This window comes from Nocardia vaccinii NBRC 15922, from assembly GCF_001613305.1.
In the GTDB taxonomy this organism is placed as follows: Bacteria; Actinomycetota; Actinomycetes; order Mycobacteriales; family Mycobacteriaceae; genus Nocardia; species Nocardia vaccinii.
In genome coordinates, this window is the sequence record NZ_BDCC01000021.1 from 14,124 (window position 1) to 38,026 (window position 23,903).

A 23,903-nucleotide genomic window follows, 5' to 3' on the forward strand; every position below is an offset into this window, starting at 1 on the left:
GAGGCGCACATTGAGTAGGCAAAGCCTGACGAAGGCCCATGCGAAGATCACCGAGTTGTCGTGGGAACCAACCTTCGCGACGCCGGCCACTCGTTTCGGTACCGACTACACCTTCGAGAAGGCCCCGAAGAAGGACCCGCTCAAGCAGATCATGCGGTCCTACTTCCCGATGGAGGAGGAGAAGGACAACCGCGTCTACGGCGCGATGGACGGAGCCATCCGCGGCAACATGTTCCGGCAGGTGCAGCAGCGGTGGCTGGAATGGCAGAAGCTGTTCCTGTCGATCATTCCGTTCCCGGAGATCTCCGCCGCGCGGGCGATGCCGATGGCCATCGACGCCGTGCCCAACCCGGAGATCCACAACGGGTTGGCGGTGCAGATGATCGACGAGGTGCGGCACTCGACGATTCAGATGAATCTCAAGAAGCTGTACATGAACAACTACATCGATCCCGCCGGGTTCGATATCACCGAGAAGGCGTTCGCGAACAACTACGCGGGCACCATCGGCAGGCAGTTCGGTGAAGGGTTCATCACCGGTGACGCGATCACCGCGGCGAACATCTACCTGACCGTCGTCGCCGAAACCGCCTTCACGAACACGCTTTTCGTGGCCATGCCCGACGAGGCCGCGGCGAACGGCGACTACCTGCTGCCGACGGTGTTCCACTCGGTGCAGTCCGACGAGTCGCGGCACATCTCCAACGGCTACTCGATTCTGCTCATGGCGCTGGCCGACGAGCGGAATCGTCCGCTGCTGGAACGGGATCTGCGGTACGCGTGGTGGAACAACCACTGCGTGGTCGACGCGGCCATCGGCACCTTCATCGAGTACGGCACGAAGGACCGCCGCAAGGACCGGGAGAGCTATGCCGAGATGTGGCGGCGGTGGATCTATGACGACTACTACCGCAGCTACCTCATCCCGCTGGAGAAGTACGGGCTGGAGATTCCGCACGATCTGGTCGAGGAGTCGTGGTCGCGCATCGTCGACAAGGGCTACGTGCACAAGGTCGCCCAGTTCTTCGCGACCGGCTGGCCGGTGAACTACTGGCGGATCGATGCGATGACGGACAAGGACTTCGAGTGGTTCGAGCACAAGTACCCGGGCTGGTACTCGAAGTACGGCAAGTGGTGGGAGGAGTACAACCGCCTGGCCTACCCCGGCCGTAACAAGCCCATCGCGTTCGAGGAGGTCGGGTACCAGTACCCGCACCGGTGCTGGACCTGCATGGTGCCGTGCCTGATTCGCGAGGACATGGTCGTGGACAAGGTCGACGACCAGTGGCGGACCTACTGCTCGGAGACCTGCCACTGGACCGACGCGGTCGCCTTCCGCGGTGAGTACCAGGGCCGCCCGACCCCGAACATGGGCCGGCTCACCGGATTCCGCGAATGGGAGACCCTGCACCACGGCAAGGACCTCGCCGATATCGTCGCCGACCTCGGCTACGTCCGCGACGACGGCAAAACCCTTGTGGGACAGCCGCATCTGAATCTGGACGACCCGAAGAAGATGTGGACCCTCGACGACGTCCGGGGAAACACGTTCAACAGCCCGAACGTGCTGCTGAACCAGATGTCCGACGCCGAGCGTGAAGCACATGTCGCCGCGTACCGCGCGGGCGGCGTCCCGGCCTGACCGGGTTCGGTGGGTGACGCCGGATTCGGCGTCACCCGCTTTCCACCACTGTTTTCCGAGCCCAGGAGATATACCCGTGGCCGACAACCACCGGATCAACTTCGAGCCCGTCGACATCGAGATGGAAGTCGGCGAGCAGGAGAATATCCTCGATGCCGCATTCCGGCAGGGAATTCACCTCATGCACGGCTGCCGCGAGGGGCGGTGTTCGGCCTGCAAGTCCTACGTCCTCGACGGCGATATCCAGATGGAGAACTATTCGACCTTCGCGTGTAACGACGCCGAGGTGGAAGAGGGCTTCGTATTGCTCTGCCGCTCACATGCTTTCAGCGACTGCACCATCGAACTGCTCAACTTCGACGAGGACGAACTCCTCAGCGGTATCGCGATTCAGGATGTGCGCACCCAGGTGGTCGCGATCGAGCCGGTGACCAAGGACATCGTTTCGCTGCGGCTGCGACCCGTCGAGCCCGCGGCGTACGAGTACAAATCGGGCCAATACTCCGATCTGCGGATCCCCGGGACCGAGGATCATCGGTCCTTTTCCATGGCGACGACCCAGTCGACATCGGAACATATCGAGTTCCTCATCAAGAAGTATCCCGGCGGCCGGTTCGCCGGACTACTCGAGGACGGGATCTCGGTGGGCGACGAGATTTCTCTGACCGGCCCATACGGGTCTTTCACCCTGAAGGAGGGGCACGTCCTGCCGCTGGTCTTCATCGGAGGCGGGGCGGGGATGGCTCCGATTCTCTCGCTGCTCCGGCACATGAGCGAGACCGGCAACACCCGCCAGGTGCACTTCTACTACGGGGCCCGCACCCCGCATGACCTGTTCTACCTGGACGAGATTCTCGGGCTGGGCGCGAACCTGGCCGGTTTCGAATTCGTGGCCTGCCTCTCGGAATCGATGGATCCGCAAGGGGTTCCGGACTCGATCACCGTCGAGGAAGGGAATGTCACCGACGTCGTGCGTCGTCGCGAACCGGGCATCGGCAAGTCCGAGGTGTACCTGTGCGGCCCGCCTCCGATGGTCGATGCCGCGCTCGAACTGCTCGAGTCCGGCGGCACCCCCAAGGACCAGATCTTCTACGACAAGTTCACCAGTCCGGCCTTCGACCAGTAATCGCAGGAACCCTCCTTTCACCCGACACAGAACTGAGAAACGAGATGAGCACAAGTACCGGGGCGAAGCAACGCAGCTTTCCCACAATCGAATTCACCGATTCCGAGGCCGGAGCGCTGGAATTTCCCGGCTCCAAGAGCCGTTCCTACAACTACTACAAGCCGGCCAAACTGCGCTCGACGATGTACGAGGACGTGACCGTCGACGTACAGCCGGATCCCGAACGGCACCTGTCCCAGGGATGGATCTATGGCTTCGCCGACGGTCCCGGCGGTTATCCGAAAGAGTGGACCGCCGCGAAATCCTCGAACTGGCACGCGTTCCTCGACCCGAACGAGGAATGGGACCAGACCATCTACCGCAACAATTCCAAGGTCGTGCACCAGGTCGACCTGTGCCTGGCCAATGCCAAGCGCGCTCGCGTGTACGACGGCTGGAACGCCTCGTGGCTGAATTTCATCGCTCGCAATCTGGGCGCGTGGATGCATGCGGAAAACGGTCTGGCCCTGCATGTTTTCACCTCCGTGCAGCGGTCCTGCCCGACGAACATGATCAACACGGCGGTTGCGGTCAACGCCGCGCACAAGATGCGGTTCGCTCAGGACCTGGCGTTGTTCAACCTCGACCTGTCCGAGGCCAGCGACGCTTTCGACGGCGCCGTGCACAAGCAGGTGTGGCAGTCCGCGCCCGAGTGGCAGCCCACGCGTGAGGTCGTCGAGCGGCTGACCGCGGTACCGGACTGGTGTGAGTTGCTGTTCGGCGCCAATATCGTGTTCGAGCAGCTGGTCGGTTCGCTGTTCCGCAGCGAGCTGGTCATGCAGATCGCCGCCGGGAACGGCGATTACATCACGCCCACGATCGTCGGTACCGGCGAGCACGACTACGCCCGCGATCTCGCCTACACCCGCAATCTGTACCGATTGCTCACTCGCGACGCCGAATTCGGGGAGTCGAACAAGGAGCTGTTCGGCACCTGGCTGCAGACCTGGGTGCCGCGCTGCCTGGAGGCCGCCCGTGCCCTGCAACCGATCTGGTCGCAGCCGGCCGAGAAGGCGGTCACCTTCGCCTCGAGCCTGGACACCGCGATCGAGAAGTTCCGTTCCCTGCTCGAGGACCTCGGGCTGGACATCCCCAAGGAGTTGGACAAGTGAGCATGCAATTCGGATCGTCCACCGAGTTCTCGAACATGTGTGGCGTCACCCTGATGAACACCCCCATCGGCCGTGTGGTGGCCGAGGTGATGGGCGCGAAGGACGGCGTGGAGCTGACGGAGTACCCGTCGATGATCCGCGTCGACGGCCAGCGCCTGCTCGATTTCGACTACGACGAGCTCACCGACGCCCTGGGCCAGGAGTTCGACGGCTCCACCTTCGAGGAGATCAGCTCCACCCACTACGGGCGCATGGTCCACCTCGACGACAAGACCCTGCTGTTCGCCAGCCCCGAGGACGCCGCCGAATACATCGGATTCGACCTCACCGTCCACTGACCCCGTCCCTCCCGCAGTCTCCGTGTGCGGCGCCGTCGCCGATCCCGCCGGCCGACGGCGCCGCACCACCCCACAGCCCAATTATCGGAGTATTCAGCATGTACGAGAAGAATGGCGACAAGTACTTCATCGTCGACGGACATGTGCACATCTGGGACGCACGCGAGTCGAATCAGAAGAATGTGCACGGCAAGCAGTTCATCGACTGCTTCTACGACTACCACAAGAACCTCAGCCCGGAGGAATACCTGTGGGATTACGACACCTATACGTATTACGGGAGTGAGCGTTTCGAGCGCGACATCTTCGGTGTGGGCTACGTCGATCACGCGATCTTCCAGGCAACCCTGCTGAGTGACTTCTACCGCACCGGATTCGGGCAGACCGAGGAAGCGCTGGCCCTGGTCGGCAAGCATCCCGGCAAGCTCACCTACAACCACGCCTACGATCCGCGTTACGAGCAGGCCGGACTCGAACAGCTGCGCAGGGACGCGGAGCGGATGAATCTGCGGGGCGTCAAGCTGTACACCGCCGAATGGCACGGCGACTCACGCGGATACAAACTCGACGAGCCGTGGTCGCGGCGCTACCTCGAGGAATGTATCGAGCTGGGCATCAAGAACATTCACGTGCACAAGGGGCCCACGATCCGCCCGCTGGACCGCGACGCTTTCGATGTCGCGGATGTCGACAAGGTCGCCACCGACTACCTCGAACTGAATTTCGTCGTCGAGCACGTCGGCCTGCCGCGACTCGAGGACTTCTGCTGGATCGGCACCCAGGAATCGAACGTCTACGGCGGCCTGGCGGTGGCGCTGCCCTTCATCCACACGCGGCCACGGTATTTCGCCCAGATCATCGGTGAACTCCTCTACTGGCTGGGCGAGGACAAGATCTTGTTCGGCAGCGATTACGCGCTGTGGTCGCCGAAGTGGCTGATCGAGAAGTTCGTCGACTTCCAGATCCCCGAGGATATGCAGGGCGAATACGACCCGATCACGGTCGAGGAGAAGAAGAAGATCCTCGGGCTCAACGCGGCGGCCCTGTACGACATCGACGTCCCGGCCGAACTGCGGGTGAGCGAACCGGCTGCCAACGGTGTCGCGGCCGGGGCACAGGCACCGGTGGCGTCGTGACGACCGCCGCGATATCCACCGAACAAGCTGTTCTCGAGGCACTTTCGACGGTCGTCGACCCCGAATTGGACGAGCCGATCACCGAACTGGGCTTCGTGCGGTCGGTACTGCTCGAGGATGTCGGCGTCACCGTCCATCTGCGTTTGCCCACCGCCTTCTGCTCGCCCAACTTCGCCTATCTGATGGCCTCCGATGCACGGGACGCACTTCGCCTGGTCGAGGGCATCGGCGAGGTGCGGGTATACCTGGACGACCATCACGACAGCGACAAGATCAACGCCGGCCTGGCCGCCGACGCGGGCTATGTCGGCACCTTCGGCGTCGAGGCGCAGGAGAGCCTGGACGAACTGCGCCGAACCTTCCGGACGAAGGCGCACACGGCGGCGATGGAACGGTGCGTAGAGGCGTTCCTGAAGCGAACCGGGTTGGGCGCCAACGAAATCTATCGACTCACGCTGAGCGACCTGCCACCCGGGAAGGACAAGGAGGCGCTGCTGCGCCGTCGTATGGATATCGGGCTGAGCATCTGCCCGGCCAGCCGGGTGTTCGTCGACGAGCACGGGAAACGTGTTCCGCCCGAGGCGGTCCCGATGCGCCTGCGATTCGCCAAGTCGGTGCGCATCTCGATGGAGGGTAACGCGCACTTCTGCCGCGGCCTGCTCGCCACCCGCTACGCCGACAACGAAACAGTTTGCGGGACACCGCACATCACCGATCTCAGAACAGTCAGGAGCCCGCGATGAAGGCTGTCCAGGTGGTGGGATACCACACCGGATTGCAGCTCACCGAAATCCCCGAACCCACCATCGAAGGTCCTCTGGATGTGATCGTGCGGATCGGCGGCGCCGGTGTGTGCCGCACCGACCTGCACATCCTCGAAGGGCAGTGGGAGGCCAAAAGCGGTGTCGCACTGCCATATACGATCGGTCACGAGAACGCGGGATGGGTCCACGCCGTAGGCGACGCGGTCACCAACGTCGCGGTCGGAGACAAGGTGATCCTGCATCCGCTGATCACCTGCGGTCTGTGCCGCGCCTGCCGCTCCGGCGACGACGTCCATTGCCAGGCAAGTAAATTCCCCGGCATCGATGTCGACGGCGGCTACGCCGAATACCTGCGCACCACCGCGCGCAGCGTGGTCCGGATCGACGATTCGCTCGAGCCCGCGGACGTCGCGGCGCTCGCCGACGCCGGATTGACCGCGTATCACGCGGTGGCGAAGGTCGCGCGGACGACTCGTCCCGGCGATGTGTGCGTGGTGATCGGCGCCGGTGGGCTCGGTCATATCGGCATTCAGGTGCTGAAGGCGATCTCGGCGGTGACGGTCGTGGTCATCGATCGCAATCCCGACGCCGTGGATCTCGCCGTGAAGATCGGCGCCGACCACGGCATCGTGGCCGACGGCCGGCATATCGACCGAGTGCTGGACCTGACCGGCGGGCACGGCGCGGAGGCCGTGGTCGATTTCGTCGGCGAGGGCGGCGCGACCCGGGAGGGAATCGCGATGCTGCGCCGCGCGGGGAACTACTACGTCGTCGGGTACGGCGAGAACATCGATGTCCCGACGATCGACGTCATCTCCACGGAGATCAACTTCATCGGAAATCTCGTCGGCTCCTACAACGACCTGCAGGAACTGATGACCCTCGCCGCCCAGGGCAAGGTCACGTTGCACACGACCACCTACCCACTCGCGAACTTCCAGCAGGCACTCGACGATCTCGATGCCGGGCGGGTGCGCGGCCGGGCGATTCTCGTCCCCTAGCCCTGCGACGGCGGCCGAAACCCACCGCGAAACCGCATCCGCTCGAAAGGAAGCACCAACCATGGCAAAGCAACTGCGCTACAACACCGACGCCCGCTCGAGGCTCGAGCAGGGAGTCAACGCCCTCGCCGACGCGGTCAAGGTGACCCTCGGCCCCAAGGGGCGCAACGCGGTTCTGGAGAAACTCACGGGTCCGCCCACCATCACCAACGACGGCGTGACGATCGCCCGCGAAATCCAGTTGCGTGAGCCGTTCGCCAATATGGGTGCGCAGCTGGTCAAGGAGGTGGCGATGAAGACCAACGGGGTGGTGGGCGACGGAACCACCACGGCCACCGTCCTCGCGCAGGCCATGGTTCGCGAGGGCCTGCGGGCCGTGGAGGCCGGCGCCAATCCGATGCGCGTGCGCCGCGGAATCGAACGCGCGGTGTCCACGGTCGTCGACGCACTGCGAGAGCAGGTCTGCGAGGTCAGCGGGCGCAGCGACCTGCAGCGCATCGCGACACTCGCGGCCAGTGACGACGACACGATCGGCGTGGCCGTGGCCGAGGCCGTCGATTACGTCGGCAGGTCCGGGGTTGTCACCACCGAGGAGGGTGAGGGGCTCGGGCTGTCCGTCGACATCGTCGACGGCATCGAATTCGATCACGGCTACACCTCCGGCTACATGGTCACCGATCCGGAGCGGATGGAGGCGGTGCACGCCGAGCCGCTGATTCTGTTGACCAACAAGAAGATCACCCGGGTGCAGGACATCATGCCCAGCATCGAGGCGGCCAAGCGAGCCGACCGGCCGCTGGTCGTTCTCGCCGAGGACGTCGACGGACCGGCCCTGCAACTGCTCGTCGGCGGCAATATGCACCACACGATGGCTTCGGTGGTGGTTCGCGCCCCCGGGTTCGGGCACCGCCGCGTCGCCGAACTCGAGGATCTCGCGGTCGCGCTGGGTGGACATGTCGTGGCCAAGGACACCGGTATCGAACTGTCCGAGGTGACCCTCGAGCACCTGGGGTCGTGCGATCGCATCACGGTGACCGAGAACCGCACGACGATCGTCGGCGGGCGTGGTGATCAGCGACTGCTCGACGCCCGCGTCGCACAGCTGCGGGCCCAGTTCGACCGCGCGCGGATCGACGCCGACCGCGACAGCATCGAACTGCGCATCGCCAGGCTCACCGGACGAGTCGCGGTGATCCGCGTCGGAGGCGCCACCAGCGTCGAGCTGAAGGAGCGCATGTTGCGCGTCGAGGACGCGCTCGCGGCGACTCGCGCCGCGGTCGAGGACGGCATCGTCCCCGGCGGTGGTACCGCACTCGCGCAGTCGCATCGGGTCCTGGCCGATCTCGACCTCTCCGGCGACGAGGCCACCGGCCGCGACATCGTGCTGCGGGCCCTCGCCGAGCCGCTGCGCTGGATCGCGATCAACGCCGGTTTCGACGGTGACGAGGTGGTCCGGGTTGTCGCCGAACTCCCGGTCGGGCACGGGTTCAACGCCCTGGGCGGTACGTACGGCGACATGTTCGAGGACGGTGTGATCGATCCGTTCAAGGTCACCCGCGCGGCGCTGGAAAGCGCTGCGTCGATCGCGGCACTGCTGATCACGACCGAGACGGCCATCGTGGAAGAGGTCGAGGTCAACCCCGGCGCGATCATCGCTCCCGGCTTCGGCGATCTCGCCGAGGGCATGGTCCGGCCGTCGAACATCTACTGAGCAGGAGGACGAGCGTGATTTTCATCGTCGTGAAATTCAAGGTGCGTGCCGAATTCCAGGATCAGTGGATGCTGATCACCCGCGAGTTCACCGAAGCGACCCGAGCGGAACCGGGAAATCTCTGGTTCGACTGGAGTCGCAGCACGACGGACCCCGCGGAATTCGTTCTGGTGGAAGCGTTCCGGGACGGTTCGGCCGGTGCCGATCACGTCGGCTCCGACCATTTCCGACAGGGCTTGGCGGCGATGCGCCCGGCGCTGCGGGAGACCCCGCACATCATCAATACCGAGATTCCCGGCGTGGAGTGGTCGCGGATGGGCGAGCTGGAAATCGCCACCTAGCCGCGAGTATCGGGTGACAACGGAAAAGGTATGAAGATGGGACGACCGTGGCGATGACAAGTCCCGTCGCGGAACTGACTGCATCGCTGGGTGATGTCGTGGTCACCGACCGCGACGCGATGCTCGGCTACACCCGCGATCAATCGCTACTCTCGCCGGCGGGCCACCCGATGGCGGTGGTCCGCGCCCGGAGCGTGGATCATGTGGTCACGACGCTGCGGATCGCGCACCGGTATCGCGTTCCGGTCGTGACCAGGGGCGCCGGCACCGGCCTGGCCGGCGGCGCCAATGCGATCGATGGCTGCATCGTGCTCAGCACCGAGCGGATGAACCGGATCATCGAGATCGATGAACGAGCGCGGACGGCCAGCGTCGAATGCGGAGTCGTCAACGGCGACCTCGCATCCGCCGCGGCCGAACGAGGACTCTGGTACGTACCCGATCCCGGGAGCCGGGCCATCTCGACCATCGGCGGAAATCTCGCGACCAATGCCGGTGGTCCGTGTTGCGCGAAGTACGGTGTCACCGGCGACCATGCCGTACGGATCAAAGCCGTGCTCGCGGACGGCCGGATAATCCATACCGGGTCCGAAACCCGCAAGAACGTCGCGGGATACAACCTGACCCAGCTACTGGTCGGATCCGAGGGGACCCTGGCGGTCATCGTGGAGGCGACGATGCGGCTGCGTACCCGGGCCTCGCACACCGCCACGGTGGTGGCGGCCTTCGGCGCCTCGGTCGAGGCGGTGGACGCGGTACTCGCCGCCCGAGCCGTGGCCGATCCCAGTTTGTGCGAATTCATGGACCGCACAACGATTTCCGCGATCAATGCGATGACCCGAATGGGCCTGGACGAGACGGCCGAGGCCCTGTTGCTGATCCAATGTGACGGTGAGGCCGCCGCGGCGGAAGCGCAGCGGTGCGCGCACGCGTGCCGAGCCGCCGCGGCCACCGAGGTCTACCTGAGCGCTGACGCGGCCGAAAGCGCGGCGCTCATGCAGGCCCGGAGTATGGCGCTGCCGGCTCTCGAACGCCGCGGCAGCACACTGCTCGACGATCTCGCGGTACCGGTGCCGAGGCTGCACGAAATGCTCGGTGCCATCCGGGAAATCGCCGAACGTCACCAGCTCGTCATCGGTACGTTCGGGCACGCGGCCGACGGGAATCTGCATCCCACGATCGTGTTCGACGCGGCCGATCCCGTTGCCGTGGAACGAGCTTCACGTGCATTCGAGGAGATGGTCGGTGAGTGCCTGGCGCTGGGCGGGTCGATCACGGGCGAGCACGGCGTCGGAAATCTCAAGCGCCCCTATCTGGAATCCATGGTCGGGTCGGTGCAGACGGAGTTGATGAGTCAGCTCAAAGCCGTCTTCGACCCCACCGGAATACTGAATCCGGGTCGCGGCTTCTGAGAGATTCCGGCTTCGGTCGGTCGATGCCGACGAGACGTCTCCCGGGTCCACTTCGTTGTGAACTACCACCGGCACCGTTGCCGGTATAGCGATAGCGTCTTGCACTTTCACCCGAGAAAATGGTTCTGCGTCTCGACAGATGTCATCGGCGGCCACGTGTCGGCTGTGGCGCAGCCTCGTTTCGCCACACCGACATCAGCGCTGCCAGCAGAGCGCCCTTGACCCATCGCACCTCCTTGTTGTCCATTCGACGAGCCCGGAGACCTTCGTGCAGCATCTCCACGAATCGCCGACGGCTGACACCGAATGCGATGAGCAGGTCGCCGTGGCCTGCCCCGCCGAAAGGCGCCCAGCGGATCGCGAATTCGATCGCCGACCCCGCGTCCGCATCCACCGATCGAGTGGATCGCAGGAAGTTCAACTGGCTCAGCGAGGACCGAACCCAGGTCACGCCGTAGTTCATGCCGGTGGTGGTGTTCGATTCCTGGGCACGCGCGTACAGCGGCCGGGCCGGGGACGAACGAGGGTTCTGCATCGCCGTGGGATCACCTCGACGGCGGTTCTGTGGATTCATGAGTGTCCTCGAGCGGTAGTGGGTAGTTCGCTCATATGCGCCTCTGGGACCGACAGTCGGCCGATCCGGCGAGTGCGCGATGTTTGCTGAATCCATTGGATACTGTGACCTACGCCTCTGGCGTCTCAATGTGAGATATGCATCACCGTGGTGGGTGGATGGCCGGGCGCCGGCGGCGGAAGTTATGTGATGCCGTACTGCCTGATCTTGCGATACATGGTGGCGCGGGAGATACCCAGGTCGGCGGCGGCGGCCTGCTTGTCGCCGTCGTGATCGAGGAGGCTTCGCACGATCGCATCGCGTTCCAGCGCCTCCATGGGGGTGAGCGTGCGCCGGATCAGCGAATGGCATTCGGGTGGGAGTTTGTCGGGTGTGATGACGCCGGAACGTTGCCGGGTGAGTGTTTCGGCGAGCACCTGACGGAGTTGAGCGATATTTCCGGGCCATGACAGTTTGGCGAGTTGCCGAAGCGCGGCGGGGGACATCGTGATGTCGGCGCCTCTGGTGAGTTCCCGGAGCAGAGACGGCACCAGATCGTCGAGATCCTCGATGCGATGCCGCAGGGCCGGAACGGGGACAGTGTGCATGAACAGCGGCAGTAGCTGGGCCTCCACCACAGGGGACGGATCGGCCGAGTTCATCGTTGCGGCGATCCAACCGCGGCCCGCGCAGGACTGCAGCACGGTGGACAACGGCTCGATGAGCTCCTCGGGCAATTCATCGATGTTGGTGAGGACGATATCGAAGTCGTCCCTGAGGATCTCGGCCTCGAGGGCGGTGAGAGCCTGCTCGACGTCGCGGCACCGGCCCAGGCGCAGTACGCGGATCGTCCGGTCCGGATGAACGTGGTGGGCGACCATTTCGGCCAGCTTGGCACGACCCGATCCGCGCTCTCCGTCGAGCACTACCCAGTTTCGATCGACGCAACATCGTTCGACCTGCTGACAGCTCCTGCCCCAGGAACTACTGCTTCCCGCGAGTCCGGGTATCAGCGGGGGGCGAGTCACGAGCCGCGTGTTGCTGACGGCGCTGTCGGTCAATGCGACGTGGGTCACGATGTGCGTGCGGCCACTGCGGAGGGTAAGTCGTTCGGCAACTGTGACTTTGGCGAAATAGCCACTGGGTAGTACGGCGCCGGCCGTGGTGGACAGCGAGCGCTGAAGATCCGCCGCGTGCCCGAGCAGCGCATGCTGGTCGAGCGCGTCCAAGGATTCCCGCAGATAGCGGTTCATCAGCACGATATCGTCGCCGACGGCGAGGACCCCGGTGGGATAGCGACGGCACTGCCGCAGATACGTCTCGAGCAGGGCGGCTTCGCTCTCGGTGGCCTGCGCCCGCAGACGATCCTCGATCTGCGCGCCGGCGGTCTTGGCGAGAGTGACCAGCAGCGGATCCGATTTCCGTGCCCAGCACGTGAGGTCGAGAATCCCGGCTACGCGGCCCGAGAGCGGATCTCGGATGGGAGCCCCGGCGCAGGCGAGCCGTCCGAGGGTGCCGAGATAGTGTTCCCCGCCTTGGATGAAGGTCGGACGCCCGGTCTCGGCCGTGGTGCCGATGCCGTTCGTGCCGACGAACTTCTCGGCGTAGCTGTATCCGCACGCCAGTCGCACTTCGTCGAGGGCGGCCCGGATATTGGCATCGGGCGCGGCGCGGTCCAGGACCAATCCGTCCGCCGAGGTGAGAATGATGCTGACCGATTGAGCCGCCAGATCGTCGCCCAGCCGGTGCACGATCGGCGACGCCGCGATGACCAGCGGAGAATCGAGATCCGGTTCTCGCACGAACGGCAGGTCCACTCGATCGGGATGCACGCGAAGCTCACGCGAGCGTTGCCAGGAATCGCGGACAGTGCCCGAAATCAATCCATCGTCGACGGAGCCCGAGGTCAGAAATTCGTCCCTTGCCTGCAGCAGGCGCGTGCTGGTGTCCACGTTGCTCACCATCTGTTACCTCGACTTTATCCCCGCGATACCCACGCTACCCGGAAATCTTGTGACGCAAATCTCATTATGAGACACCCGGGATTCGGCGGCTGTCGCCGGATAGGGGCGGCGGGCGTGGGCACATCGGCCGGGGTGCGTTACCAGCGTTGCGTCTCGCCATCAGGATGTCAGTAGCTGACCAGCGGTTTCGCCACTCGGTGTCAGTAGTTTTCGCCACCGAATTGTCAGTGCATGCCGCATGAGGATGTCAGAGCTGACCTGCGGATTCCGCTGACTGGGCGAGCTTCACCTCGCCGTGCACTACGGCCAGGCTGACGCCGACTCCGCGGGCGATCTCGCGCAACGATTGGCCTTCGGCGTGCCGTGCGAGGATCGCGCGGCGTTTGCTGATTTTCTCCTCGAACACCCGCACGCAGATCTCGTCGAGATCGTCGTGCTGGCGTTGGGTTTCCTGCTTGCTTGTGCTCACTCGCACGAGCCCGACGAGCGCCATCTGCGGGCCTCCGAGCGTTCAGTAAAGGTGTTCGACAACCGGGGAGGACGGTACCCGGAAACGAACGGGTTTCCGAACACTCGATCCTGCGGAAACGTCAGGTTGGACCTATGGCGTAGTGCGCGTTCGGTAGACGGTCGTTTTCCGAACGCAGGCAAACCCGTTGTCGATGTTCGATGTCCTGTGCACTGATGCCCGCACTTGTATGGATCCGCTGCTCGGCGTCCATCGGCGGCAGTGTCATCGCCGTGTGGCCTGACAAGCGGTGCAGTACACGATCCGGCACGACTACCGTTGCGGGTTGTGTCTGTTTCCGAAGCGCGACAACCGTTTCCCGAGATCCAGCCATATGAGTCGGGGCTGCTGGATGTCGGTGACGACAACCGAATTTACTGGGAAACCAGCGGCAACCCGCATGGCCGACCCGCTCTGGTGGTCCACGGAGGCCCCGGCAGCGGTGGCCGGCGCGGGGCGCGCAAAACGTTCGACCCGAACGCCTTCCGGATTGTGCTGTTCGATCAGCGCGGATGCGGTGAGAGCATGCCGCATGCCTCCGATCCCAGCGTCGATATGGCGCACAACACCACCGAGCACCTCCTGGCCGACATGGAACTGCTGCGCGAACACCTCGGTATCGAACGCTGGCTGCTCTACGGTGGCTCGTGGGCATCCACCCTGATCCTTGCCTACGCCCAGCGTCACCCGGACCGGGTGATCGGGATCGTGCTGGTCGGAGTGACCATGACCAGGCCACGCGAGATCGACTGGCTCTACCACGGCCTGCGGTTGCTGCTACCGGTCGAATGGGAGCGATTCCGCAACGCGGTGCCGACCGCGGACCAGGAAGGGAATCTGGTCGAGGCGTACCGGCGACTGATGGAGCACCCGGATCCGGCCGTGCGCGAGACGGCCGCGCGGGAATGGTGCGCGTGGGAAGACGCGGTGATCGCGCACGAAACCCTCGGCACACCAGGCCAATACAGCGCCAAACCGGATGCGGACCGGTTGGCGTTCGTCCGGATCTGCACCCACTATTTCGCCCACGCCGCCTGGCTCGACGACGGCCGGTTGCTCCGTGACGCGCACCGCCTCGCCGGGATTCCAGGGATTCTCATCCACGGTCGTCTCGACCTGTCCGGACCGCTGCTCACCGCCTGGGAACTCGCTCGAGCCTGGCCCGACGCAGAACTGCGGATCATCGACGACTCCGGGCACACCGGCAGCCCCGCCATGGCAACAGCCGTCCTCGAAGCCGTCGCCCGATTCGCCAACTGAGCCCTGTTCATCAATGGTGGATTGGCGGGTCTAGCTTTTTTGGAGGCTTCAGACCTCCAGAGGGCCGCCGTTGACGTCGCAGGGCCGCAGGTATCGGTCGTACCAGTTCCATGTGAACTGCTTTCCCGGATGTCGCTGCAGGCTTTGATAGTAGGTCGTCCAGGCAACGAAGTCTGCCATCTGCACCCAGGCAGATCGGTGAGCCGGAACGAACAGCGGGTCCTCGAGCAGGTTCCGTGCGCTGAGCTTGAGGTCGCGGTGGGCGTTGTAGTAGGACGTTTCGGTGCCGCGCCGTCCATGATGATCATTCCGTTCTCCCCGGCTGCACGAGCCGGGTGTCGAGGTGGTTCACCAGCCCGGCATAGGTGGCGTTCCGTTCGACGGCGTATTCCTTGAGGGTTTGCAGGAGCAGTTTGCCGAACGGGTCGGCCCAGTCGTCGATCCTTGCTTGGGGTAAGGGACTCCGGCATGTCGGAGAGCCCGCGGTAGTAGTGTTGGAGGCTCTTCGGGGAAGCGCGGATCGAACTTGCTGCAGGCTCGTCATCGGAAGCTGGTCGGAGGGGCGATGGTTGGTCGGGTGCTGGTGTTCCTGGTCGGAGGCGGGCTGGCGGTGTTCGCGCTGGTGCATGCGGTGGATCCGTTTCATCAGACGCGGGAGTATCGGCATCAGGTGGCGTGTGAGAAGCGCGTAGGGAGCTGCTTCGACGAAGAGGTCGTCACCATAACCGAGAGGCGTACGTACACAACGACTTCCACCCAGCACAACAGCGATGGGACCACCAGCACGAGCACGACGAATCACCTCGAGATCAGTTGGGTACGCGACGGGGAGAAGCACTCGCACGACGTGAACGGCGAGCTTTTCGGGAAGGCCCGGGAAGGTGGGCAGGCGACGCTGCGGATGTGGGAGGGGCAGGTCGTCGGAATCGTCGTCGACGGGCAGTCTGATTCGTACGACCCGCGTCAGACCGGGCGGCTGGGGTGGTGGCTGTGGCTGGCGTTCGTGGGGGTTGGGGTGGCGCTGGCAGGGGGGTTCGAGACGGTGGGGGTGTTCATGGGGGCTTTCCGGCTGTTCGCGTGGTCTTTCGCCGGAGCCGTGCCGCTCGTAGTGTTCGTGCCGACCCTGCTTGCCAACGGGGCGGAGCCGAATTTCGGGTTCTTCGTTCTGGCGGGGGTCACTGTCCTGTTCACCGGGGCCGGGATTGCGATGCTGGTCACCTCGCTTCGCGACTGATTTCGCCGGTTGGGGTTCCCGGTAGCGGCCCCTGCTCCGGGGTCCGGACTGGTGAGGTCCCCAGAGCTTCAGGTGGGTCGCTAGGTGGCGTGTTCGGGGGCCGTTAGGTGGGTCGATCAAAACGGGTCGCCGTAGTATCGGCCGAATTTTGGGGCGGATATGACGTAGTGCGCTGGTACAGGCGGGTTTTCGTGTTCGCCCTGCCCCGCAGGGGAACCCCAGCGAGTCTGACCTCACCAGGCGCCAAGCTCATATCAGTTGTTTTTTCGGCGATTACTACCGGAACCCCCAGCACCGTGGAGCTGACCAGACTTGCCTCGGATAAGTGAACCTGGTTGGTGGTCAGTACTCGAGCAGAGCGCTTGCACTCCGTCCGGTGGCGGGGTTCAAGATGTAGACCCCATCTTCTTGCTCGATCGAGTGCGCACGAATCTCGTTGGTATTGAGGCCCCACCTCGTGCTACTCGACCATGTCACAGCCGTGAGGACTTCTATTCTCGGTAGATTCGCGTTTTCCAGATTCGCGCCGAAAAGGTTCGCGTTCTCCAGGTTCGCGCCGACTAGGTTCGCGCCGCGCAGGTTCGCCCAGGTCAGGTTCGCGCCGACTAGGTTCGCGCCGCGCAGGTTCGCCCAGGTCAGGTTCGCGCCGACTAGGTTCGCGCCGCGCAGGTTCGCCCAGGTCAGTTTCGCAAGGGTCAGGTCCGCCCGGGTCAGGTTCGCGTTCCCCAGGTTCGCGTTCTCCAGGTTCGCGCGGTTCAGGTCCGCGCCGTGCAGGTTCGCACTGACCACGTCCGCGCCAGTCAGGTTCGCGCCGTGCAGGTCCGCCCAGGTCAGGTTCGCGCCGCGCAGGTTAGCGCGGTTCAGGTCCGCGCCGTTCAGATCCACATTCGCCAGGTCCGCGCCGTTCAGATCCTTATCGGTGAGGTTGACCTCGACCGATTCTGCTTGAGCGGGATCCGCGCTGGGCTCGCCAGTGGGCAGCTCCCTAGGGGCGGCGAGAGGCGGTGTGCCGCTGCTTCCTCGATATTCATCAGGATGGCCTGATACGAATGCCGGAGTCGATCCAGCCAGCGCCGCCAAAAATCGACGCACGATGCTTCGTGGTTCTTTACTCGCGACTGCGGTGAAGGCCGGAGTCGATCCAGCCAGCGCCGCCACTAGTTGGCGGCCAAAGCGTCGAGTGCTCATGGCTTTGGCCTCTCCCCGTCATCGTCTTCCCCAGGCAGGAGTGATTCGACGTATTGACTGAGCTTCTTGACGACGACCGGAGTGGCTGTACCGATCCCGAAGGCTAGGCCACTCGCGGCAACATTCGCGGCGATCAGCCCACTACCGACCACGACGGACGCGGTCGCCGCTCCAATGCCGAGCTGCACTACAACCGAGGCGGCATAGGGACCACCACCCGGGCCCTTCGGTCGCGCCCATGGCCAGCCTTTTGCACGTCTAGTGGCTTCGACGAATACCACTCCGCAGTTGACGGCCGCGCCAACGCACCCCCACACGGCATACAGCGACATACTCGAACGATAGGCTGCCTCCGCCAGATCCGTTGCCCGACGGCGTAATGCACTTACTCCCCAACCGGGAGCTATGCAGTGTCGAGAATCGATCGGTTTCGCGACACCGCCCGCCGATGTGTTGACTCTCAGGTCGGTCGTTCACTTCGCTGTCGATCAATCGTGTGGGGAAGTGCACGAGATCGAGTTTCCAGTCGGTGGCGGCTGTCGTCGGGTCTTCTGTGCTGGAGTGGCCGTTCGCGTTCCTACTTGAGGATTTCCAGCATCCGGTTTCCCAGAACCGCAGCGGAGTGGGGGTTCTGGCCGGTGACGAGGTTGCGGTCCTCGACCATGTACGGCTCCCAGATGGGGCCGCGGCTGTAATTGACCTTGACCTTCTCCTTCAGATCCGTCTCCAGCAGCCACGTGGCCCGCGAGGCGAGGCCGACGGCCTCTTCCTCCTCATTGGAGAAACCGGTGACGTTGTAGCCCTGGAACGGCGACACGCCGTGGATCCTGGTGGCCAGCATCGCGGACGGCGCGTGGCAGACGATGAACAGCGGGTTGCCCGACTCCAGCTGCGCCGTAAGCAACCGACCCGCATCGGCATCGAACGCCAGATCGGCCATGGGGCCGTGGCCGCCGGGCAGGTAGACCGCCACATAGTCCTCCAGGCGCACGTTCGACAGCGCGAGCGGCCGCCGCATCGCCTCCGCGTCGCGGATGATCGCCTCCAGGTCCAGCGCGCCCTGCTCGCCTCCCGCCATCGAAGGACGAAGGCTCATCATGTCGACGTTCGGTGTAGTACCGCCCGGAGTGGCGACAACGACTTCGTAGCCTGCGTCGGTGAGCATCTTGTACGGGTTGGCGAACTCCTCGGCCCAGTAACCGGTCGCATACCGCGTACCGTCCTTGAGCACCCAGTACGTGGCCCCGCTCACGATGAACAAGATCTTCGGTTTCGACATCACACACTCCTCTCCCATCGGCGGTCCCTCCTCCAGCCTGACACCCGGAACCGTCCCGGCGCTCATGCCTGACAGTCTTGAAACCTTGGATTCGAGACAGACTCGCGTATGTGCCGCGTGGCGGCGAAGCGGCAGGTCATCGAGTCTCGGAACCTTGTCTGGCTATAGGAGGCCTGAGAAGCGGCATCTGGCATCGGAGTCGGGTCCGCTACGGGCGCCACCAATATTTATGTCGCCGTGGTGTCGATCGGCGCGGTCACCGGACGTCGGACAGTGACAGATCCCGATGACGACAGGAGCGATTCCCATGTCCAGCCACACACTTCCCGACATTTCCCCCCACTTGGCACGCACCGACCCTCTCGCCATGGAGAAGTTCAATCAGCTGCTGATTGCGCAGTACCTGGCCAACAACGGCCGACTGACAGGACTGTTCGAACACGTGCCAGTGCTGCTGCTCACCACCGTCGGCGCGAAGACCGGCCGGGCCCGGACAACGCCGCTCACCTACCTGCGTGAGGGTGCGGACTACGTGGTGATGGCGTCCAAGTCCGGTGCCCCGGTCAATCCGGCGTGGTATCACAACCTGATGGCGGCAGGGACTGCCAGCGTGCGGGTAGGGCCGGAATCCTTCCAGGTCCAGGCGATCGATACCGAAGGCGGCGAACGGGACCGGTTGTTCGAGGAGATGGCCCGGCTCAACCCGGCAGCATCGGAATACCGGCAGGTCACCACCCGGCAGATTCCGATGATCGTGCTGCGCCGCATCGACTGAACAGAACCGATCCCTGGACCATTGTCGATACCGTTGTCCGCCGTTCGTCGGTTTACCGAGCCGACCGAACACACTGCGGCCGGTCCCGCCACGACCACAGGAGTTGAACCCGTGAGCACGCCAGCAGAAGCCCACAAGGCCACCAAAAAGACTGCACGATTCATCGTGATGTATGACACGCCGTCGGACATCGAGGCATTCGAACGCCACTACCGCGAGGTCCACATCCCCCTGGCCAACCAACTACCCGGGCTGCGGCGATACACCACCAGCCACAACGCCACACCGGTGATCGGCGAACCCTACTACCTCGTCGCCATGCTCGACTGGGACGACATCGGCGCCCTCGGCGCCGCATTCGGATCCGACATCGGCCAGCAGACAGCCCAAGACGTCACCAACAACCTGGTCCCCTACGCGACCATACGCAGCATGATCCTGCAACTCGACGACAAGTAACCACGCGATTCCGTCGCGCTGCGCGAACTGGACGCCCGACTCGTCGCCCACAGCCTCTTTCGAACTGTCTCGATAATGATCGGTTTCACGACATCTGCCCGTGATCACGAGGAACTCCTGCTCGGTTGCCCCGTGTGGTGTCGATCAATCGTGTCGGAAACCGTGGTGGGAGCAGGGCTCTCGACTGCGGGCGTCGGGCTCCTCTCGAACTGAGGGGCTGGTTCTGTCGGAGTCAGGGGTTTCGCCGGGGGTGCGGGAGTGCTTGGTGGGGTTTCGCTGGCGTTGGCTGGCTGGGGTACCTGTTTCTGCTCGGGTAGTCGTGTCCAAGCATCGTCATGGCGGCGGCTCGCCGGGGCTCGTTCCGGGTGAAGAGTGCGACCGGTACGGCCAGGAGCGTGCAGAAGAGCTGGGCCAACCCGTTGGCGAGTTCGGCCGGGCCTTGCCGGAGCAGCAGGTATCCGAGCCGGCCGATCCCGCTGGTTCCCGCCACCGCCGTTGCGACACTGGCGATTTCGTTCACTGTGGTGTCAGGTGCGGTTGATCGGTCGACGACGCGAGCCGGCCCCGCCCGCGGCTCGAGGTGTTGCGTTCCGGGCTCCGGTTGAAGCGTGAGCCGAGGGCGGGCGGCAGGTTGCCGCGTATCAGGTGAGGTAGCGGTAGACCGGGGAGTTGGGGTCCAGCCGTTCGCATTGCAGCGGGGAGGCGTGCATGCGGACCAGGAGGGGTTGCAGGGCGTCCGGGGAGCCCAGTTGGACGCCCACCAGGGCCGCGCCCGTTTCGCGGTTGTTGCGTTTGACGTATTCGAAGAGGGTGATGTCGTCGTCGGGGCCCAGGACCTGGTCCAGGAAGCGGCGCAGGGCGCCGGGCTCCTGGGGGAAGTCCACCAGGAAATAGTGTTTCAGGCCCTGATGGACGAGGGAACGCTCGATGACCTCGCCGTAGCGTGAGACGTCGTTGTTGCCGCCGGAGATCAGGCACACCACCGTCGAGCCGGGAGTGATGTCGATCTCGGCGAGCGCGGCCACCGACAGTGCGCCCGCCGGTTCGGCGATGATGCCCTCGTTCTGGTACAGCTCCAGCATGGCCGTGCAGATCGCACCCTCGTCGACCAGCATCATCCGGAAAGAACCTGCGCCCCTGGGGGATTCGGTCGCGGTGAGCAGTGGGAGGGAGGCGTGCGAGACGACCCGGCCGCCGAAACTCGTGACCGCGGCGTAGGGCAGATCGCCGATCCGCCGCACCGCGGCGCCGTCGACGAAGGGGTCGACCTCGGGCAGCGTCACCGGTCCACCGGCCACCAGCGCCGCGGTCATCGAGGCCGCGCCCGCGGGTTCGACCGCGAGAATCGCCGTGGCGGGCGAACGTTCGCGCAGATACGTGCCGATTCCGGCCAGGCAGCCACCGCCGCCGACCGGGACGATCACCAGATCCGGTGTGCGGCCGAGTTGTTCGAGGATTTCGGCGGCGATGGTGCCCTGCCCGGCGGCGGTGCGGGGATCGTCGAAGGGCGGCACCATCGTCGCGCCGGTGCGTGCGACGTCGGCGGCGGCCTCCGCGGCCGCGGCGTCGAAAGTGTCGCCGACCGCGATCAGTTCCACGAATTCGCCGCCGTGCGCGCGGATTCGATCGCGCTTCTGCTTCGGGGTGGTCCTCGGCACGTAGATGCGGCCGGTGATACCCATCGCGCGGCAGGCGAATGCGACGCCCTGGGCATGATTTCCGGCGCTGGCGGTCACCACCCCGGCTGCCCGTTCGGCGTCGGTGAGTTGGACGATCAGGTTGTAGGCGCCGCGCAGTTTGTAGGAGCGCACGGCCGTGAGGTCTTCGCGCTTGACGTAGACCTCCGCGCCGGACAGCGCCGAGAGCCGCTCGATCCGCTGTAGTGGGGTGGGCTCGATGATGTCGGAAATTCGCTTGGCGGCAGCATCGATCTCGTCCGCGCTCAGTTCGGGCAGCGGACCGGACAACTTCTCTGCGACATCAAGCGGTTCGGACACCCGAACATGCTATCCGGGCCCCGAACCGGTGTGACGTGCGCCCATCGGCTGCGCAGGGGCGGCAGCGCCGAATCTCCGAAACCGCGGTGACCTGGGCGGATATTCGTCCGCTCCGGGATCGCGCAGCGCTGCGCGAGTGCGGCCGTACACGCCGGGGTGCACAGGCGAGCAGTGTTTCCGCATGGAAGTTCGGTAGACCGAACTTGGAGTTCCGTGTACCCTGACGAGATGGCAGTGGTGAACCCTGAGCGAACCGTCCACCGCGGCGCGCGGACGGTCGATATCGCCGGTGCGCAGTGGCCGCTGTACAAGCTCGAGGCGTTGGCCTCGGGGTTGTTCGTCGGTCTGGTATTGGGGCTGGTCACCGGATCCGTGCAGGTCGCCGTGCTCGTCGCCGCAACGGTGGCCGCGCTGCGCTGGACAGTCGCCGCGGTCGGTCATCTGGTTCGCCCGGTCTCCTGACTTCGGCTCGTCGGCCGGGGTTTACTTCGCATCCTCCGGTTCGCCGAATGCTACGCCGCAGGAACGCGGCATGACGCGCGTATGCGCGGACTCGCGGTGATCGCAGGCCATGGTCCCGGGGCCTATAGGTGGGCGGGTTCGGACATGCGCGGGGTGGCGGTTTGCGCCGCCGCTCGGCTGATTCGACGCGACCGGATGGTCGAGCGGGTCGTCTCGCGGACGGTTCGTCGTGCCGGCGAAACGCCGCGACTATCTGAAGTGTGAATGAGATCGACTGTGGCGCAGTGTTTTTCGAGCCTTCCCTGATTCCGTTTGCGAGGTTCCGCGATCAGCGGAGCTGTGATCGCTAACATTCATCCGTCCGGAATTCCCCTCGTGGCGACGGGAGAACCAGTGCCTCCGGCATCGCTTGAGGCGCATGGTGTTTCACTCCGAGCCGGGCGGGCAGCGGTACGGATGCATGCGGGCGCTAACCTGAGTCATGGATCGACGCCGGTAGTCCGGCACGGAAGGTGGGGATGTGAAGGACCGTAGCGGGCGTTCCCCGGGTAAGCCAGGCCGTCCGGCGGTGATGACGGACGTGGCCAAGCTGGCCGGTGTGTCGCATCAGACCGTCTCGCGCGTGCTGAACGACAGCCCGCAGGTGCGCGCCGAAACGCGCGAACGCGTCCTGGCCGCCGTCGAAGCGCTGGGATATCGCCCCAACGCGATGGCCCGCGGCCTGGTCAGCCGGCGTTCGAAGGTCCTCGGCGTGGTCACCTTCGACACCGTGCTGTTCGGTCCGGCATCGATGATGCTGGGTATCGAAAGGGCGGCGCGCGCGGCCGGTTACGGCGTCAGTATCGCCACCTTGGAGACCGTGGACCGGCCCAGTGTGCTGGCCGCGGTCAACACCCTCGCCGATCAAGGCGTCGACGGCGTGATCGTCATCGCGCCGCAGCAGACCACCGCGGCCGCGTTGCACTCGATGCCCCGCCAACTGGTCGTGGTCGCCGTCGAGGCCGGTCAGGACGCCGGACTGCCCGCCGCCGCCGTGGACCAGTTCGAGGGCACTCGCCTGGCCGTGCAACACCTGCTCGACCTCGGGCATCGCACGGTCTGGCACGTCTCCGGCCCGGCCGGTTGGCTCGAGGCGCGCGATCGTGCCGAGGGCTGGCGGCGCGCGCTGGAGGCGGCCGGTGCGGAGATCCCACCGCTGATCGGCGGCGATTGGAGCGCCCGCTCGGGCTACGAGGCGGGCCTGGTGCTGGCCGCCCAATCCGGGGTCACCGCGGTCTTCGCCGCCAACGACCAGATGGCCCTGGGCCTGCTGCGTGCGTTCGCCGAACGCGGGATCCGTGTCCCCGAAGACGTTTCGGTGGTCGGCTTCGACGACATCCCCGAGGCCGCCTACCTGACCCCGCCCCTGACCACCATGCGCCAGGACTTCGACGAGGTCGGCCGCCGCAGCATGCAACTGCTGTTGCAACTCCTCGAATCCGACACCGACGTCCCCGAACCACCGCCGGTGGTCCCCACTCTCGTCGTCCGCGAAAGCACCGCCCCGCCCGCACGGTAGCGCCGGTCCGATCCGGCTCGGGACTCGGATGGCCCCGAGCCTGG

At 65.0% G+C, this 23,903-nt stretch carries 22 protein-coding genes and 1 pseudogene; 16 read left to right on the plus strand and 7 right to left on the minus strand.

Annotation, left to right across the window (positions count from 1 at the left end; genetic code table 11):
• Nucleotides 1–10: 10 nt before the first annotated feature.
• From NV1_RS16905 to NV1_RS16950, 10 genes are all read left to right on the plus strand, one after another.
• Nucleotides 11–1,642 carry an aromatic/alkene/methane monooxygenase hydroxylase/oxygenase subunit alpha gene (locus NV1_RS16905; RefSeq protein WP_067892310.1) on the plus strand — a complete coding sequence of 544 codons (1,632 nt, stop codon included), beginning with the start codon at nucleotides 11–13 and terminating at the stop codon, nucleotides 1,640–1,642.
• Between the two features lie 76 nt (nucleotides 1,643–1,718).
• Nucleotides 1,719–2,768 carry a 2Fe-2S iron-sulfur cluster-binding protein gene (locus tag NV1_RS16910; protein ID WP_067892312.1) on the plus strand — a complete coding sequence of 350 codons (1,050 nt, stop codon included), beginning with the start codon at nucleotides 1,719–1,721 and terminating at the stop codon, nucleotides 2,766–2,768.
• A 44-nt stretch (nucleotides 2,769–2,812) separates the two neighbouring features.
• The gene (locus NV1_RS16915; RefSeq protein WP_067892314.1) at nucleotides 2,813–3,919 is read left to right on the plus strand and encodes an aromatic/alkene monooxygenase hydroxylase subunit beta; all 1,107 of its coding nucleotides are present in this window, start codon (nucleotides 2,813–2,815) and stop codon (nucleotides 3,917–3,919) included.
• Entirely contained in the window at nucleotides 3,916–4,257 is a 342-nt protein-coding gene (gene mimD, locus NV1_RS16920) for a propane 2-monooxygenase effector subunit MimD (RefSeq protein ID WP_067892316.1), read from the plus strand. The genes NV1_RS16915 and mimD overlap by 4 nt, the downstream gene beginning before the upstream one ends.
• A 98-nt stretch (nucleotides 4,258–4,355) precedes the next feature.
• On the plus strand, nucleotides 4,356–5,393 hold the full coding sequence (locus tag NV1_RS16925) for an amidohydrolase family protein (RefSeq protein ID WP_067892318.1): 1,038 nt from the start codon (nucleotides 4,356–4,358) through the stop codon (nucleotides 5,391–5,393).
• Entirely contained in the window at nucleotides 5,390–6,136 is a 747-nt protein-coding gene (locus tag NV1_RS16930) for an iron-sulfur cluster assembly protein (protein ID WP_067892320.1), read from the plus strand. Before NV1_RS16925 ends, NV1_RS16930 begins: the two co-directional genes overlap by 4 nt.
• Entirely contained in the window at nucleotides 6,133–7,158 is a 1,026-nt protein-coding gene (locus tag NV1_RS16935; protein ID WP_067892322.1) for an NAD(P)-dependent alcohol dehydrogenase, read from the plus strand. The genes NV1_RS16930 and NV1_RS16935 overlap by 4 nt, the downstream gene beginning before the upstream one ends.
• A 61-nt stretch (nucleotides 7,159–7,219) precedes the next feature.
• A complete protein-coding gene (groL, locus tag NV1_RS16940) occupies nucleotides 7,220–8,869 on the plus strand; it encodes a chaperonin GroEL (RefSeq protein WP_067892324.1) in 1,650 nt (549 codons plus the stop codon).
• Between the two features lie 14 nt (nucleotides 8,870–8,883).
• Nucleotides 8,884–9,210, plus strand: a complete 327-nt coding sequence (locus NV1_RS16945; RefSeq protein WP_067892326.1) for a putative quinol monooxygenase — start codon at nucleotides 8,884–8,886, stop codon at nucleotides 9,208–9,210.
• 53 nt (nucleotides 9,211–9,263) lie between these two features.
• Entirely contained in the window at nucleotides 9,264–10,622 is a 1,359-nt protein-coding gene (locus tag NV1_RS16950; protein WP_067892412.1) for an FAD-binding oxidoreductase, read from the plus strand.
• 142 nt (nucleotides 10,623–10,764) lie between these two features.
• On the opposite strand, the gene NV1_RS16955 is transcribed toward NV1_RS16950, so the two are convergent.
• The 3 genes from NV1_RS16955 to NV1_RS16965 form a co-directional block, all read right to left on the minus strand.
• Nucleotides 10,765–11,157: a hypothetical protein gene (locus NV1_RS16955; protein WP_157117059.1), complete on the minus strand. Its 393-nt coding sequence runs from the start codon at nucleotides 11,155–11,157 to the stop codon at nucleotides 10,765–10,767.
• A gap of 221 nt (nucleotides 11,158–11,378) precedes the next feature.
• Nucleotides 11,379–13,139, minus strand: a complete 1,761-nt coding sequence (locus tag NV1_RS16960) for a sigma-54-dependent Fis family transcriptional regulator (protein ID WP_067892328.1) — start codon at nucleotides 13,137–13,139, stop codon at nucleotides 11,379–11,381.
• A 247-nt stretch (nucleotides 13,140–13,386) separates the two neighbouring features.
• The gene (locus NV1_RS16965; protein ID WP_067892330.1) at nucleotides 13,387–13,632 is read right to left on the minus strand and encodes an ECF-type sigma factor; all 246 of its coding nucleotides are present in this window, start codon (nucleotides 13,630–13,632) and stop codon (nucleotides 13,387–13,389) included.
• Nucleotides 13,633–13,935: 303 nt separating this feature from the next.
• Here NV1_RS16965 and pip point away from each other — a divergent pair, with 303 nt between their 5' ends.
• On the plus strand, nucleotides 13,936–14,907 hold the full coding sequence (gene pip, locus NV1_RS16970; RefSeq protein WP_067892332.1) for a prolyl aminopeptidase: 972 nt from the start codon (nucleotides 13,936–13,938) through the stop codon (nucleotides 14,905–14,907).
• 48 nt (nucleotides 14,908–14,955) lie between these two features.
• On the opposite strand, the pseudogene NV1_RS46810 reads toward pip, so the two are convergent.
• Nucleotides 14,956–15,174, minus strand: a pseudogene (locus NV1_RS46810) (DUF3800 domain-containing protein); the annotation flags it as partial.
• 310 nt (nucleotides 15,175–15,484) lie between these two features.
• Here NV1_RS46810 and NV1_RS16975 point away from each other — a divergent pair.
• The gene (locus NV1_RS16975) at nucleotides 15,485–16,141 is read left to right on the plus strand and encodes a hypothetical protein (RefSeq protein WP_157117061.1); all 657 of its coding nucleotides are present in this window, start codon (nucleotides 15,485–15,487) and stop codon (nucleotides 16,139–16,141) included.
• 342 nt (nucleotides 16,142–16,483) lie between these two features.
• On the opposite strand, the gene NV1_RS42185 is transcribed toward NV1_RS16975, so the two are convergent.
• Both NV1_RS42185 and NV1_RS16985 read right to left on the minus strand, forming a co-directional pair.
• Entirely contained in the window at nucleotides 16,484–17,329 is an 846-nt protein-coding gene (locus tag NV1_RS42185) for a pentapeptide repeat-containing protein (protein WP_084525469.1), read from the minus strand.
• Between the two features lie 577 nt (nucleotides 17,330–17,906).
• On the minus strand, nucleotides 17,907–18,608 hold the full coding sequence (locus NV1_RS16985; RefSeq protein WP_067892416.1) for a type 1 glutamine amidotransferase domain-containing protein: 702 nt from the start codon (nucleotides 18,606–18,608) through the stop codon (nucleotides 17,907–17,909).
• A gap of 307 nt (nucleotides 18,609–18,915) precedes the next feature.
• Between NV1_RS16985 and NV1_RS16990 the strand changes: the two genes are divergently transcribed.
• Complete coding sequence (locus NV1_RS16990; RefSeq protein WP_169813339.1) at nucleotides 18,916–19,383, plus strand: nitroreductase family deazaflavin-dependent oxidoreductase; 468 nt, start codon at nucleotides 18,916–18,918, stop codon at nucleotides 19,381–19,383.
• Between the two features lie 111 nt (nucleotides 19,384–19,494).
• Nucleotides 19,495–19,842, plus strand: coding sequence for an EthD family reductase (locus NV1_RS16995; protein WP_245713762.1), 348 nt, complete (start codon nucleotides 19,495–19,497; stop codon nucleotides 19,840–19,842).
• A gap of 641 nt (nucleotides 19,843–20,483) precedes the next feature.
• Here the strand turns inward: NV1_RS16995 and ilvA are convergent.
• Complete coding sequence (ilvA, locus tag NV1_RS17005) at nucleotides 20,484–21,839, minus strand: threonine ammonia-lyase IlvA (RefSeq protein WP_067892343.1); 1,356 nt, start codon at nucleotides 21,837–21,839, stop codon at nucleotides 20,484–20,486.
• Between the two features lie 228 nt (nucleotides 21,840–22,067).
• Between ilvA and NV1_RS17010 the strand changes: the two genes are divergently transcribed.
• Nucleotides 22,068–22,301 carry a hypothetical protein gene (locus NV1_RS17010; RefSeq protein WP_067892345.1) on the plus strand — a complete coding sequence of 78 codons (234 nt, stop codon included), beginning with the start codon at nucleotides 22,068–22,070 and terminating at the stop codon, nucleotides 22,299–22,301.
• Between the two features lie 520 nt (nucleotides 22,302–22,821).
• Nucleotides 22,822–23,859: a LacI family DNA-binding transcriptional regulator gene (locus tag NV1_RS17015; protein ID WP_245713763.1), complete on the plus strand. Its 1,038-nt coding sequence runs from the start codon at nucleotides 22,822–22,824 to the stop codon at nucleotides 23,857–23,859.
• The last annotated feature ends 44 nt before the right edge of the window (nucleotides 23,860–23,903 follow it).